The 14,310-nt window shown below is 66.5% G+C and carries 13 protein-coding genes; 8 read left to right on the top strand and 5 right to left on the bottom strand.

Annotated features, from left to right (window positions below):
• Positions 1 to 131: 131 nt before the first annotated feature.
• Both ligD and ASE79_RS04605 read right to left on the bottom strand, forming a co-directional pair.
• Positions 132 to 2,663: a DNA ligase D gene (ligD, locus tag ASE79_RS04610; RefSeq protein WP_056412283.1), complete on the bottom strand. Its 2,532-nt coding sequence runs from the start codon at positions 2,661 to 2,663 to the stop codon at positions 132 to 134.
• Between the two features lie 116 nt (positions 2,664 to 2,779).
• Positions 2,780 to 3,679: a Ku protein gene (locus tag ASE79_RS04605; RefSeq protein WP_056412280.1), complete on the bottom strand. Its 900-nt coding sequence runs from the start codon at positions 3,677 to 3,679 to the stop codon at positions 2,780 to 2,782.
• 112 nt (positions 3,680 to 3,791) lie between these two features.
• On the opposite strand from ASE79_RS04605, the gene pdxH reads away from it, so the two are divergent.
• From pdxH to ASE79_RS04590, 3 genes are read left to right on the top strand one after another with little or no spacing between them, the layout of a single operon-like run.
• Positions 3,792 to 4,370, top strand: a complete 579-nt coding sequence (pdxH, locus tag ASE79_RS04600) for a pyridoxamine 5'-phosphate oxidase (protein ID WP_056412277.1) — start codon at positions 3,792 to 3,794, stop codon at positions 4,368 to 4,370.
• On the top strand, positions 4,367 to 5,314 hold the full coding sequence (locus ASE79_RS04595; RefSeq protein ID WP_055881558.1) for a cation diffusion facilitator family transporter: 948 nt from the start codon (positions 4,367 to 4,369) through the stop codon (positions 5,312 to 5,314). Before pdxH ends, ASE79_RS04595 begins: the two co-directional genes overlap by 4 nt.
• Positions 5,311 to 6,102, top strand: a complete 792-nt coding sequence (locus tag ASE79_RS04590; RefSeq protein ID WP_056412274.1) for a PhzF family phenazine biosynthesis protein — start codon at positions 5,311 to 5,313, stop codon at positions 6,100 to 6,102. Before ASE79_RS04595 ends, ASE79_RS04590 begins: the two co-directional genes overlap by 4 nt.
• 149 nt (positions 6,103 to 6,251) lie before the next feature.
• On the opposite strand, the gene ASE79_RS04585 is transcribed toward ASE79_RS04590, so the two are convergent.
• Positions 6,252 to 6,500: a UvrB/UvrC motif-containing protein gene (locus ASE79_RS04585; protein ID WP_056412271.1), complete on the bottom strand. Its 249-nt coding sequence runs from the start codon at positions 6,498 to 6,500 to the stop codon at positions 6,252 to 6,254.
• A gap of 14 nt (positions 6,501 to 6,514) precedes the next feature.
• Positions 6,515 to 7,624 (bottom strand): tRNA 2-thiouridine(34) synthase MnmA, encoded by a 1,110-nt coding sequence (gene mnmA / locus ASE79_RS04580; RefSeq protein ID WP_056412267.1) that lies wholly within the window; start codon positions 7,622 to 7,624, stop codon positions 6,515 to 6,517.
• Between the two features lie 195 nt (positions 7,625 to 7,819).
• On the opposite strand from mnmA, the gene ASE79_RS04575 reads away from it, so the two are divergent.
• The 3 genes from ASE79_RS04575 (at position 7,820) to ASE79_RS04565 (ending at position 8,801) form a co-directional block, all read left to right on the top strand.
• Positions 7,820 to 8,047 carry a hypothetical protein gene (locus ASE79_RS04575; protein ID WP_056412264.1) on the top strand — a complete coding sequence of 76 codons (228 nt, stop codon included), beginning with the start codon at positions 7,820 to 7,822 and terminating at the stop codon, positions 8,045 to 8,047.
• Between the two features lie 103 nt (positions 8,048 to 8,150).
• The gene (locus ASE79_RS04570; protein WP_056412261.1) at positions 8,151 to 8,450 is read left to right on the top strand and encodes a DUF1153 domain-containing protein; all 300 of its coding nucleotides are present in this window, start codon (positions 8,151 to 8,153) and stop codon (positions 8,448 to 8,450) included.
• A gap of 93 nt (positions 8,451 to 8,543) precedes the next feature.
• Positions 8,544 to 8,801, top strand: a complete 258-nt coding sequence (locus ASE79_RS04565; protein WP_056412258.1) for a GlsB/YeaQ/YmgE family stress response membrane protein — start codon at positions 8,544 to 8,546, stop codon at positions 8,799 to 8,801.
• 112 nt (positions 8,802 to 8,913) lie between these two features.
• Here ASE79_RS04565 and ASE79_RS04560 read toward each other — a convergent pair whose 3' ends face one another.
• Positions 8,914 to 9,651, bottom strand: a complete 738-nt coding sequence (locus ASE79_RS04560; RefSeq protein ID WP_056412255.1) for an SIMPL domain-containing protein — start codon at positions 9,649 to 9,651, stop codon at positions 8,914 to 8,916.
• 229 nt (positions 9,652 to 9,880) lie between these two features.
• Here ASE79_RS04560 and ASE79_RS04555 point away from each other — a divergent pair, with 229 nt between their 5' ends.
• Together ASE79_RS04555 and ASE79_RS04550 are read left to right on the top strand one after the other, a co-directional pair.
• A complete protein-coding gene (locus ASE79_RS04555; RefSeq protein ID WP_056412252.1) occupies positions 9,881 to 11,059 on the top strand; it encodes an efflux RND transporter periplasmic adaptor subunit in 1,179 nt (392 codons plus the stop codon).
• A gap of 5 nt (positions 11,060 to 11,064) precedes the next feature.
• Positions 11,065 to 14,295 carry an efflux RND transporter permease subunit gene (locus tag ASE79_RS04550; RefSeq protein WP_056412249.1) on the top strand — a complete coding sequence of 1,077 codons (3,231 nt, stop codon included), beginning with the start codon at positions 11,065 to 11,067 and terminating at the stop codon, positions 14,293 to 14,295.
• Positions 14,296 to 14,310 lie beyond the last annotated feature (15 nt).

Raw genomic sequence — 14,310 nt, 5'->3', positions numbered from 1 at the left:
CAAGGCCACCACCCCGGCGAAGGCCGGGGCCCAATTGGGCAGCGATGCTAATGAAGGATGGCGCTCCGTTACGACCGCCTTTCCAACTGGACCCCGGCCTCCGCCGGGGTGGTGGATGGGGGAGGGGCCTCTCACAAATCCGGCAGAACCTGATCCGCCACACCCCAACCCTCCAGACCCCGTGACCCCGACCGCTCGATCAGTTCCGCTCTATCCCGAACACCCCAGCGCGCCGCCGTCTCGATATCGCGCAGCTCGCTCCACGAGACCGGCGCCGCCACCGGCGCGCCCGCTCTGGCTCGCGCCGAATACGGCATCACCGCCGTCGCGCCGCGCTGGTTGCGCAGCCAGTCGATGAAGATCCGCCCCTTCCGCTTTGCCTTCGCCATCGTCGCGACGAAGCGCTCCGGCTCGGCGCCCGCCAGTGCCCGCGCGAACCGGTCCGCGAAATCCTTCACCGCCGGCCATTCGGCCTGCGGGGTCAGCGGCACGACGACATGCACGCCCTTGCCCCCCGACAGCATCGGAAAGCTGACCAGCCCCAGTTCCGCCAACTGGTTCTTCAGATGCTCCGCCGCCGTCTTCGTATCGCCGAAGTCGAGCCCCTCGTCCGGATCGAGATCGAACACGAGCCGATCGGGTTTCTCCAAGGTCGCGTTCGACGAGCCCCAGCCATGGAACTCGATCGTCCCCATCTGCACGCACGCGACCAGCCCGTCGGCATCGTCGACATACAGATAATCCTCGGTCGATCCGTCCTTCTCGCGGATCGGCACCTTGTGGACCGCATCGCCAAAGCTGCCCGCATCGTGTTTCTGGAAGAAGCACGCGCGCGACCGGCCTTGCGGGCAGCGGACGAGGCTGATCGGGCGGTTGGCGGCGAACGGCAGCATGATCCCCGACACCGCGGCATAATAGTCCGCGAGATCGCCCTTGGTGACGTCCGAGTCTTCGAAGATCAGCCGGTCGCGGCTGCTGACCGTGACGGTCGTTACCGGCGCCGCGCTCTCTTCCGCAGCGGGTAGCGGGGCAGGGGTCTCGGCGACGACGTCCTTTGCCGCCTTGTCCTCGCGCAGCCCGATGAAGCTCGAATGGCGCAGCACGCCATCGGGCGTGACCTCGGCGAACGCGATTTCGGCGACCAGTTTCGGCGTCACCCATTTCGCGCCGCGCACCGCGGCCTTGGGCGCATCGACCGTCGGCGTCTTGCGATCGAGCGCGTCGAGTCGATCGCGCAGGTCGTCCATCAGCGCCTGGTCAAAGCCGGTGCCGACCTTGCCCGCATAACGATAATCCTTGCCCTCGCGGACGCCCAGCAGCAGCGACTTGAACCCGCGTTTCTTGTCCGAGGGCAGCCAGCCGACGATCACGAACTCTTGCCGATGCGTGCACTTGACCTTGAGCCACGCCTTAGTGCGCTTGCCGAGATACGGCGCGTCGGCGCGTTTCGAGACGATGCCTTCCAGCCCCTCGCGGCACATCGTCTCGAACAGTTGCTCGCCCGCGCCGACGACGTGGTCGGAATAGCGCAGCCGGTCTTCGTCCGCCGGGATGATCGGCTGCAACCGCGTCTTGCGGTCAAGGTTGGGGAGCCCGGTCAGGTCCTTGCCGTCGAGTGCGAGCAGGTCGAACGCGAACAGCGTCATGTCGCCGCCGCTCGAGATCGCGTCCTTCAGCGTCGAGAAATCGGGGTGCCCGTTTTTGAACGCAACGATCTCGCCGTCGATCAGCGCGGATTTGACGGGGAGCTTGGCGGCGGCCTCGGCGATGGCGGCGAACTTGTCAGTCCAGTCGAGCCCGCTTCGGGTGAACACCTTGGCCTTGCCGTTCGCGACGGACACCAGTGCGCGGTAACCGTCATACTTGACCTCGTGCAGCCATGCGGAACCGGTCGGGACGGCGTCGACGAGGGTGCAAAGCTGCAGCTCCTGAAAATCCTCCCCGGCACGGGGAGGGGGACCGCCGCGACGTTTCGCGGGGGTGGAGGGGGGGCTGCCCCCAGCGTCACCTTTACGGCGGGTGGTACGTTTGCGGCCCGCCCCCTCCACCAGCTTCGCTGGTCCCCCTCCCCGTGCCGGGGAGGATTTGCCCTCCGCGATCTCGACCATCGTCCGCCCGGTCGAAACGCTCGTCAGCGCCTCCTCGACGAGCACATCCGTCCCGCCCGCCGCCGCGTCGTCGATCTTGCGCAGCAGCCAGTTCTCGCGCTTCTCTTTCGCGCGCGGCTTCAGGCGGATCAGCAGCCACTCGCCCTTCATCCGTTCGCCCTCGAGCACGAAGTGGAGGTGGCCCTTGTCGAGATCCTTCGCCGATTTTCCCTTGATCGGCGACCACGTTCCCCGGTCCCACAGCATCACCGTGCCACCGCCATATTCGCCCGCGGGAATCGAGCCCTCGAACGTGGCGTAGCTTAACGGGTGGTCCTCGGTACGGACAGCGAGCCGCTTTTCGCCCGGGTCGAGGCTCGGCCCGCGCGTGACCGCCCAGCTCTTGAGCACGCCGTCGATCTCGAGGCGAAAGTCCCAGTGCAGCCGGGTGGCGTCGTGCTTCTGCACCATGAAGCTGTTGCCGTTGCCGGGCGCCAGCGTGCCCGCGGGTTCCGCGGTCTTCGCGAAGTCCCGCTTGGCATTGTAGAGGGCGAGGGGGTCGGGAGCGTCAGCCACGGCCTGCCCCCAGTGCCCTCATCCCAGCGAACGCTGGGATCTCGTGTGGCAGGGGGGTGGCGGGTAACGGGGAGATCCCAGCGTTCGCTGGGATGACGGGGGGTGGGGCGAGGGGGCTATGCACGTTTCTTGGCCGGAGTCTTGGCGGGGGTCTTCGCCGGGGCCTTGGCCGCGGTCTTGGCGGGAGCCTTCTTCGCAGGCGCCTTCTTCTCCGCCGCCGCAGTCCCGCCGGCCTTCTCCATCGACTTCTTCAATGCCGCCATCAGGTCGACCACGTTCGAGCCGGTCTTCGCGCCGGTATCCTTGTCGTCGATGATCGTCTTGCCCTTCGCCTTGCGCTTGCGCTCGATCAGGTCCTTCAGCGCGTCGACATAGCGATCGTGGAAGTCCTGCGGATGAAAGTCACCGCTGCGCTTCGTGATCAGCGCCTCGGCAAGTTCGAGCAGCTCCTCGGACGGCTTGTCGTCGGGAATGTCGCGGAAATAGCCTTGCGCCTTGTGAACCTCGTCGGCGTAGCGGAGCGTCTCCAGCACCATGCCCCGCCCGCACGGCTTCAGGCTCACGACATATTCGCGCCCGCGCATCGCCAGCTGGCCTAGCCCGACCTTCTTCGTCCGCCGCAGCGCCTCGCGCAGCACGATGAACGCCTCTTCCGCCAGATCGTCGGCGGGCACCACGAAATACGGCTTCTCGTAATAGAGCACGTCGATCTCGCTCGCATCGACGAACTGCGTTAGCTCCAGCGTCTTCTTCGATTCGAGCTTTACCGCGTCGATCTCGTCCTGCTCGAGCAGGACATATTCGCCCTTCGAGACTTCATAGCCCTTCATGATCTCGTCGGTGTCGACGGGGCCCATGCCGGTGACGACCTTGTCGTAATGGATCGGCTGGCCCGATGGTTCGTGGATCTGCTTGAACGACACCGCCGCGCCGGACTTGGTCGCGGAGTAGATCTCGACCGGGATCGAGACGAGGGCGAGCCGGATCTGCCCCTGCCAATATGCGCGCGCTGCCACCCTGGGTGTTCCTTCGTTGAGGAAACGATTCGATTTACCGTCAATCGTCGGCGGGTCGGAGTCGTTCCCTCACGCGGTTTCGCTCGCGTCGAAGTTTCGCTATGGCGCAGCCATGTCCGAAGATCCGATCGCGCTGTTCGACGCCTGGTACGCCGAGGCGCGGGAAACAGAAATCAACGATTCCAACGCGGTGGCGCTCGCTACCGCGGATGCCGATGGGCGCCCGTCGGTGCGGATGGTGCTGCTCAAGGGGCACGGTCCCGATGGTTTCGTAATCTATACCAACCGCGAAAGCCGCAAGGCGGGCGAGCTCACGGTCAACCGCCACGCCGCCTTGCTCTTCCACTGGAAGTCGCTGCGCCGGCAGGTCCGGATCGAGGGCAGCGTCAGCCTGGTGAGCGATGCCGAATCGGACGCCTACTTCGCCTCGCGCGGGCGTGATTCGCAGCTCGGTGCCTGGGCCTCCGACCAATCGCGTCCGCTCGACAGCCGCGACACTTTCGAAAACCGCTTTGCCGAAATGCAGGCGCGGTTCGAGGGCGGCGACGTGCCGCGCCCGCCGCATTGGGGCGGGTACCGGATCGCACCCGATCGCATCGAGCTCTGGCAGGATCGCGCCCACCGCCTACATGAGCGGCGCCTGTTCACCCGCGAAACCGGCACTTGGACCGAAGGACTGTTGTTCCCATGACCCAGGACGAACGGCGCCGGATCATTCCGCTCGCAACCCGCGCGGCGCTCGCCAGCGTCGCGATGGCGTGTTTCCTGCTGCTGCTGAAAAGCTTTGCGGCGTGGACGACCGGCTCGGTCGCGATGCTCGGCTCGCTCGCCGATACCGCGCTCGACCTCCTCGCATCGCTGGTGACGCTGTACGGCGTGCGGCTCGCCGCGACCCCGGCGGATCATGATCACCGCTTCGGCCATGGCAAGGCGGAGGCGCTTGCGGCGCTGTTCCAGGTCATGCTGATCACCGCCTCGGCCGCGGGCATCGCGTGGCGCGCGATCCTCGCGTTCAACGATCCGCAGCCGACCACCGGCGCCGATTTCGGCATCGGCGTGTCGGTCATCGCGATCGTCGCCACCGTGTTCCTGCTCGCCTATCAGCGCCGCATCATCCGCCAGACCGGCTCGGTCGCGATCCTGGCGGACAACGTCCATTACCAGTCGGACGTGCTGCTCAACGGTTCGGTGATCGTCGCGCTGGTGCTCGACCAGTATCTGGGCTGGAGCGGCGCGGATCCGATCTTCGGCATCGTCATCGCGCTATGGCTCGCCTGGGGGGCGTTCTCGGCGTCGTCCAATGCGATCGACCAGCTGATGGACAAGGAATGGCCCGAGGATCTGCGCGCGCAGTTCCTCGACGTCGCCGCGCGCCAGCCCGGCATCCGCGGCATCCACGATTTCCGCACGCGTCGCTCCGGCAGCCACGAGTTCGCGCAGTTCCACATGGAGGTCGCGCGCGACCTGACCGTCGGCGCGGCGCACGACATCGTCGAGGCAGTCGAGCGCAACCTGCGCACCGCCTTCCCCAAGGTCGAGGTTCTGATCCACCTCGATCCCGAGGGCCATGTCGACACCGACAATCCGCTGGTCGAGGCGGACGTGACGCCGCACTGGTTTGGGAAACGTCTATGAGAATACCGTTCGCGCAGATCGATGCGTTCGCCGACACGCCGTTCGGCGGCAACCAGGCCGCGGTCATGCCGCTCGCGGCGTGGCTCGACGACGCGGTGCTGCTGAACATCGCGCAGGAGAACAACCTGAGCGAGACGGCGTTCATCGTCGCGTCGGACGAAGAGGGCGTCGATTTCGACCTGCGCTGGTTCACGCCCGGTGCCGAGGTCGCGTTGTGCGGCCATGCGACGCTGGCGAGCGGCCATTTCGTGCTGTCGTCGGATACCGCGCTCAACCGGGTCCGGTTCCGGACGCGACAGGCGGGGATGCTCGAGGTCGCGCGTGCAGGCAGCGGCTACACGCTCGAGCTGCCGGCATGGGGGCCAAGTCCGAAGGCGATCCCGGAAATCGTCGCGGCGCTCAACATCGAGTCGCCCGTCGAGACCTTGTGGCACGACAAGGGCTATGCGCTCGTAATCGTCGAGAACGAGGGCGTGGTCCGCGACCTGAAGCCCGACTTTGCCGCGCTGGCGGCGTTCCCGATCGTCGCGATCGTCGCGGCGCGGGGGCAGGCGACCGACATCGTCAGCCGCGTCTTCACGCCCTATTATGCGATCAACGAGGATCCGGTGACCGGCGCGGCGCACGCGGTGATGGTGCCCTATTGGGCGAAGACGCTGGGCAACAGCTTCACCGCCTATCAGGCGAGCGCGCGTGGCGGGAAGCTGACCTGCCGGCTCGAAGGCGACCGGGTGGTGTTGGGCGGCTCGTGCGTGACGACGATCGAGGGCACGTTCCTGCTGCCGTGAAGCGGAAAGGGGGGGCCCCAAAACAAACCGTCACCCCAGCGAAAGCTGGGGTTTCATGCGGGGCAGATGACGGTAGCCTCACGATGATATCCCAGCTTTTGCTGGGATGACGATGCGGTGAGGGTGGGGACGTCGACCCTTTCGGGTTCCTACCGCTTCCGCCCCTTCGTCATCGGGTCGGGCTTCTTTGGCTTCACCCAGCCCGGCGGCGGCGTCATGCGCTGCTGGCTCGTCCCGAGCCCCATCGCCCCAGGCTGCTGGCGGGTCAGCCCGGCGGTGTCGGCCACATCGCCACCACCGCGCAGCACGCTGATCTGGTCGCGCAACCGACTGGCCGTTTCGAAATCCATCGCAGCGGCGGCGGCTTCCATCTGGCGGCGGAGATCTTCGATATCCATGCCGCCCCAACGCGTCAGGCGGCGGCGAGTGCCGCCTCGGTCTCCGCGATCCAGCCGCCGCCGAGCACGCGCTCGCCCGCATATAGCACCGCGGCTTGGCCCGGCGCGACGCCATATTCGGGCGCGTCGAACACCACGCGGTTGTCGATCAGGCGCGCGGGAACGGGCTTCGCCATCGACCGCACCTTGGCGGTCAGCGGCCCGGTAAAGTCGCCGCCAAGCCAGTTGATATCGGTCATCCGCGCCGCCTCGACCGCGAGCGCGCGCCGAGGCCCCACGACGACCCGCTTCGTCTCGGGCTCGACGCGCACGACGTAGAGCGGCTCGGGACTGCCGCCAATCTCGAGCCCGCGTCGCTGGCCGACGGTGAAGTGGATCAGCCCGCGATGCTCGCCCAGCTTCGCGCCACGCAGATCGACGATATCGCCCGCAGTCTCCGCCGCCTCGGGCCGCAGCTTCTTCACCAGCCCGGCATAATCGCCATCGGGCACGAAGCAGATATCCTGGCTGTCGGGCTTGGCCGCGACGCCGAGCCCCAGTTCGGCGGCGATCTCGCGCACGCGCGCCTTGGGCAGGCCACCCAGCGGAAAACGCAGATAATCGAGCTGCGTCTGCGTCGTCGCGAACAGGAAATAGCTCTGATCGCGCGCCGGATCGGCACCGCGGTGCAGTTCGGCGCCGTTCGCCCCCTCGACCCGCCGGACATAATGCCCCGTCGCGAGGCAATCCGCACCCAGATCGCGCGCCAGCTTCAGCAGGTCGGTGAACTTGGGCCCCATGTTGCACTGGACGCACGGGATCGGCGTACGCCCCGCGAGATATTCGTCAGCGAACTTGTCGACCACCTGCTCGCGGAAACTCGTCTCATGGTCGAATACGTAATGCGCGATCCCGAGCCGGTCGCATACCGCGCGCGCATCGCGGATATCGCGCCCCGCACAGCAAGAGCCCGCGCGCCCGATCGCCTCGCCATGGTCGTAGAGCTGCAACGTCACGCCGATCGTCTCGGCGCCGGTGGCATGCGCGAGCGCGGCGACGACCGAGCTGTCGACGCCACCGGACATCGCCACGACGATGCGCTTTGCGGCCATCTCTGGCCCGAGCTGAAAATCGGTCTGATCCATGCGCGCTACATAAGCGCGACGGCGAGCCGTTGCAAAAAGATGCGACCGTTAACGTCGATCAAGGTGAGTGGAGCGAAAAACGCGACCAGACATTGGAATAAAGCGACAAGTTCACGAACTCTTTCGCCGAGTTTTACGGTCCCTTCACCCCCTCGCGTTATACCGGGCTTCCCAAGACTAAGCGCGAGTATCCCGTTGGACCTGAGTTTTCCCCGTTTCGATCGCGACGCAGAGGTCACCGTCCTTCCGGGTGATCTCGCGGTCCTGATCGTCGGTATCGCCGCCCGCCAGGCAGCGAGCCCGACCGCGGTGGTGCAGGCCAGCTTCGCGCGGGCGACGATCGATCCGAAACTGTTCGCGCCGCTTCACGGTGCGTTCAATGGGCCGATGGCAACGGCATTAACCCGGTGGAAGGACGAGTGAAGATGCGGTTTACCGCGGCGTTTCAGCCGATCTTCAAATCCCGCGACTATGTGTCGCGTTCGCGTATCGAGAGGGGGCCCCCCGCCCCGATCAGAGGTTACAAATGATCGAGAACCAGAAAATCCGTCCCGGCAAAGTCATCGGTCCGCTCGGAGAACAGCTGACGCTGGATACGCTGCCCCCGCCCAGCACCACGCGCTGGGTGGTTCGTCGCAAGGCCGAGGTGGTCGCTGCGGTCAATGGCGGGTTGCTCAGCGTCGACGACGTCTGCGCGCGCTACGGCCTGACCGTCGAGGAATTTGCCAGCTGGCAGCGCGCGATCGACCGATCGGGCATGCCCGGGCTCCGCGTCACGCGGATCCAGCACTATAAGTCGTTGTACGAGCGCCAGCAAAAGTACTGAGATCCAAAACTCAAAACGCGGGCGGAACAAAAATAACTGCTCGCACGTCTTTCCGCCATCGCCCGGATACGGGTTCAACGGAGGGAAAATATCATGGGTCTCATTCTTTGGCTGATCATCGGCGGCGTCATCGGCTGGATTGCCAGCATGATCATGCGCACTGATGCGCAGCAGGGTATCCTTCTGAACATCGTCGTCGGCATCGTCGGCGCATTCATCGGTGGTCTGATCCTGTCGGGTGGCTCGATCAACAACGCGCCGCTGACGCTGACCTCGTTCATCGTGTCGCTGCTGGGTGCGATCATCCTGCTCGCGATCGTGAACCTCGTGCGTCGCGGTAGCGTCCGCTAAGCTTCGCATCGTCACGCGAAACGGAAAAGGCCGCCTGGGCAACCGGGCGGCCTTTTTCGTGCGTGCAGCGTGCAGCGATCCTCCCCCTTGGCGGGGGAGGATCATGGAAGCGTCAGTTCAGCAGGAACCGCACCGACACGGTGACCGTCACGTCCTTCTCGCCCGGCGCGATCTGCGTGCTGTCCTTGGCCATCGATGCGCGCGCCAGGAACATCGGCTGCGGCGAGCCGCCGGTGTCCTGCCCCGATTCGGCGATCGACACGATCCGCGACACGCGAAGCCCCGCAGCCTTGGCGTAAAGGTCCGCCCGATGCTTGGCCTGCGCGATCGCGTCGCTCCGCGCTTCATCGAGCGCGGCCTCAGGCTTGTCGATCGACAGATTGGGTCCATCGATCTGGTTCGCGCCCTCTGCGACCAGTGCATCGAGGATCGCCCCTGATTTCGCCACGTCGCGGAACCGGATCGAGACGGTGTTGGTCGCCTGATATCCGGTGATCACCGGAGGCTGGTTCTCGGCGTAGCGATATTGCGGCGCGAGCTGGACCGACGACGTCGCAACGTCGCGTGGCGCTACGCCTGCACGCTTCAATGCCGCGAGGACCTTCGCCATACGCTGCGCATTGTCGGTCAGCGCCGCCGCGGCGGTCGTCGACTGCGAGACGACGCCCGCGCGGATCGTCGCCAGATCGGGCACGCGCGTCGTCCGCCCCTCCGCCGTCACGTCGAGCACGGTACCCGCCGCCGGGATCATCGGCTCGACCGTGGTCGGCGCGGTCTGCGCGACGGCAGCCGCCCCCGGCAGCACGACCGCGACGCCCGCAAGCGCAGTAAGGAACGATGCGATCTTCATGACTATGTCTCCCGTGTAACAGTGTTTCGGCGTGTGGCGCCGCGCAGGTCAACACAAGCTGAACGTCCCGGACCTTGTCGAACTGCATTGCGGATAGATCGGATTCGAAGCATGTATTCGTTCCGCGCTCGTCGAGGGGCTTGAGCACGGTGACTTATTCAGATAACACAGCGTGTGAACGGCGAAGCGGGTCGAGACAAGGCCGGTCGGAAGTAGGATTGTGGCGCGCATGAATTACGAGACGAAGATGGTCGGCAGCGATAGCGACGAGCAGCTGGCGTTGCCGGACTATAGTGCGCCGTCGCACCGCCGCCGCAACATCATCATCGCGGTGATCCTCGTGCTCGCGATCGTCGCCGCGGTCTATGCGTTCAAGTCCGGCAAGAAGGACGCCGCGGCCGCATCGCCCAACGCACAATTGCCGAGCGTCACGGTCGTGGTGCCAGGGCGTCAGATGGTCGATCGGACGATCTCCGCGACGGGAACGCTGGCCGCACGCCGCGAGATGCCGGTCGGCGTCGCGGGCGAGGGCGGGATGATCACGCGTGTGCTGGTCGAGCCCGGCACCTGGGTCGCGGCGGGGCAGGTGCTCGCCACGGTCGATCGGTCGGTCCAGACCGAGACCGCGGCGTCGCTCGCCGCATCGGTCACCGTCGCGCGCTCCGACGAGACGATCGCGCAGGCCGAGCTCGATCGCGCGAAGCAGCTGGTCGATCGCGGCTTCATCTCGAAGGCCGATCTCCAGCGCAAGGCGGCGACTCGCGATGCCGCCGCCGCGCGCGTGAAGGTCGCGCAGGCCACGCTCGGCGAGGCGCGTGCCCGCAACGGCCGGCTCGATATCCGCGCGCCCGCCGCCGGGCTCGTGCTGACCCGCGGCGTCGAGCCGGGCCAGATCGTCGGGCCATCGGCCGGCGTGCTGTTCCGCATGGCGATGGGCGGCCAGATGGAGATGCGCGCGCAGTTGAGCGAGGCCGATCTCGCCGGGCTGCGTGCGGGTGCCCGTGCGACCGTCGTGCCCGTCGGCACGACGCAGGGCTATCCCGGCGAAGTCTGGCAGGTCTCGCCCGTGATCGATCCGCAGACCCGCCAGGGGATCGCGCGCATCGCGGTGAAATATGATCCTGCGCTGCGTCCCGGCGGATTCGCCGCGGCGACGATCGTCGGCGGCGTGACACAGGCGCCGCTGCTCCCCGATTCGGCGCTGCAGAGCGACGAGAAGGGCAATTACGTCTATATTGTCGGACCGGGCGACAAGATCGCGCGGCGCAACGTCACGATCGGCCAGGTGTCCGATGCCGGCGTGACGATCGCGGGCGGGCTCGACGGGTCGGAGCGCGTGGTCCAGTCCGCAGGCGGCTTCCTGGCGCCCGGACAGACGGTCAAGCCGATCACCAAGAAGGCGAGCTGACAGCCATGAACTTCCGCAACATCTCGGCCTGGTCGATCCGCAACCCGGTTCCGCCGATCGTGCTGTTCCTGGCCCTGATGCTTGCGGGCATCGTCAGTTTCATGCGGATGGACGTCAACCGCGATCCCGACATCGACTTCCCGATCGCGATCGTCGTCGTCAGCCAGCCGGGTGCCGCGCCGACCGAGATGGAGACGCAGGTCACGCAGCGCGTCGAGGCCGCCGTCCGCTCGCTGCAGGGCATCGACGAGATCAACTCGACCGTGACCGAAGGCAATTCGGAGACGGTGATCCAGCTCACCATCGGCACGCCGATCGATCGCGCGGTCAACGATGTGCGCGACGCGATCGCGCAGATCCGCAGCGACCTTCCCGAGGGCATCCTCGAACCGCAGGTCTACCGCGCGAACACCAGCGGCAACGACGTCGCGAGCTTCGCGGCGATCACCACCGACATGACCGTCGAACAGCTGTCCTGGTACATCGACGACACCGTCACCAAGGAACTGCTGTCGATTCCCGGCATGGCGACGATCAGCCGCAACGGTGGCGTCAGCCGCGAGATCCGCGTGATCCTCGATCCGCTGAAACTCCAGAGCCAGGGGCTGACCGCAAGCCAGGTCAACGCGCAGCTGCGACAGGTCAATCTGAATGCCGCGGGCGGGCGTGCCGAGATCGCCGGCTCCGAACAGTCGATCCGCGTGCTCGGCAATGCGCGCGACGCGAGCGATCTGGGCCAGACGCAGATCAACGTCGGCAATGGCCGCACCGTCCGCCTCGCCGACATCGCGCAGGTCCGCGATCTCTATGCCGAGCAGCGCAGCCGCGCGACCGTCGACGGGCGCCAGGCGATCACCTTCGATTTCCAGCGTGCCAAGGGGGCGTCCGACGTCACCGTCTATCACGCCGCGGTCGACAAGTTGCGCGCGCTCGAAAAGCGCAATCCGTCGGTCAAGTTCGTCCAGCGCTACACCAGCACCGACTATACCGAATCGCAGTATGAAAGCGCGATCCACGCGATGATCGAGGGCGCGATCCTCGCCGTCATCGTCGTCTTCATCTTCCTGCGCGATTGGCGCGCGACCGCGATTTCCGCGCTGGCGATCCCGCTGTCGGCGATTCCCGCCTTCTGGTTCATGGATCTGCTCGGCTTCGACCTCAATGGCATGACGCTGCTCGCGCTCAGTCTCGTCGCGGGCGTGCTCGTCGATGACGCGATCGTCGAGATCGAGAATATCGTCCGGCACATGCGGATGGGCAAGTCCGCCTATCAGGCCTCGATCGATGCCGCCGACGAGATCGGCCTCGCGGTGCTGGCGACGACGATGGCGATCGTCGCGGTGTTCCTGCCGGTCGCGCTGATGCCGGGTATCGCCGGGCAGTTCTTCAAGAATTTCGGCCTGACCGTGGTCGCCGCGGTGCTGATGAGCCTCGCGGTCGCGCGTCTCGTCACGCCGATGATCGCGGCCTATTTCCTCAAGTCGTTTGGCCATGCCAGCCACGGCGAGGGCAAGCTGATGGACTGGTATGTCCGCACGCTCCACTGGACGCTCGACAGTCGCAAGGCGGCGGCGTGGCGTGCGCGCGGCGGCATCCGCAAGATGTTCAACCGCGTCATGGATCACCGGATGTGGGCGATCGGCGCGGGCGTCGTGGCCTTCGCGATCACGCTGTTCATGTTCACCGTCATCCCCTCGCAGTTCCAGCCGACCCGCGACGAGGACGATTCGACCGCGCAGATCGAGATGGTGCCCGGCACCACGCTCGCGCAGACCGACGCGGTCGTCGCGCGCGTCGGCGAGATCCTTCGCCAGCAGCCGCAGGTCGCCACCGTCTATGCGCGCACGCGCGTCGGCAGCGGGACGGTGACTGCCAACCTGCGCGCCGACCGCAAGGAAAAATCGGTCGATTTCGAACGCCGGCTCGCACCGCAAATGACCGCGATCCCCGATGCGCGCGTCTCGTTCCGGTCGCAGTCGGGCTGGGGCAGCAGCGGGCGCGACGTGACCGTCGTGCTCGGCGGCAGCGATCCCGCCAAGCTGCAACAGGCGGCGGACAAGATCGTCGCCGATATGGGCTCGCTCAAGTCGCTGACCGCACCGCGCGTGTCGGGCGGGATGCAGCGCCCCGAAATCGTCATCCGCCCCCGCTTCGATCTCGCCGCCAATCTCGGCGTCACGACGCAGGCGCTGTCGTCGGCAATCCGGATCGCGACGCTCGGCGATATCGACCAGAATTCGGCGCGCTTCTCGCTTTCGGATCGCCAGATCCCGATCCGGGTCGCGCTCGACCAGTCGGCGCGGACCAGCCTGTCGACGATCCAGAACCTGCCGGTCGCAACCGCGTCGGGGGGCTCGGTGCCGCTCAACCTCGTCGCGGATATCGGTCTCGGCTCGGGCCCGACGAAGATCGACCGGGTCAACCAGCAGCGCCAGATCACGCTTGGCGCCGATCTCGCGCCCGGCGTCGTGATCTCGGACGCGATGAAGCAGGTCCATGCGCTGCCGTCGATGAAGGCGCTGCCCGTCGGCGTCAGCGAACTCACGCTCGGCCAGAGCAAGTGGCAGGCCGAGATGATCACCAATTTCATCACCGCGGTGATCTCGGGCACGTTCCTCGTCTTCGCGGTGCTGGTGCTGCTGTACCGCCGCGTGCTGCCGCCGTTCGTCAACATGGGGTCGCTGCTGCTCGCGCCGCTCGGCGGGTTGCTCGCTCTGTGGGCGACCGGACAGCCGCTGTCGTTGCCGGTCTATATCGGGTTGCTGATGCTGCTCGGGATCGTCGCCAAGAACTCGATCCTGCTGATCGACTTCGCGCTCGACGAGATGAGCAAGGGCGTCGGTGCGTTCACCGCGATCATCGATGCCGGGCACAAGCGCGCGCAGCCGATCGTGATGACGACGGTCGCGATGGTCGCGGGCATGGTGCCGACCGCGATGTCGATCAGCGGCGATTCGTCGTCGCGCGCGCCGATGGGGACTGTTGTGATCGGCGGCCTCGCACTGTCGACGCTGCTCACGTTGCTGATCATTCCCGCCGCGTTCAGCCTTGCCGTCGGGATCGAGCGCAGCGTCGGGCCACGTCTCGGTCGTCGCCTGCTCACCTATCGTCCGGGCGACAATGGCGATGACGTGATCGGGATTGCCGGCCCCAATCCGGGTCCGCTGCTGGGCCCGGCAACCGGCAAGCTGGGTCATGGCCGGGATCAGGGTGACGGCACGCAACCCGCGGAATGAGGTCCCTTCGGCCCG

The organism is Sphingomonas sp. Leaf28 (assembly GCF_001421685.1).
Taxonomy (GTDB): Bacteria; Pseudomonadota; Alphaproteobacteria; order Sphingomonadales; family Sphingomonadaceae; genus Sphingomonas; species Sphingomonas aurantiaca.
The sequence above is the reverse complement of the archived record's forward strand: the minus strand, read 5'-3'. Positions and strand labels throughout refer to the sequence as shown.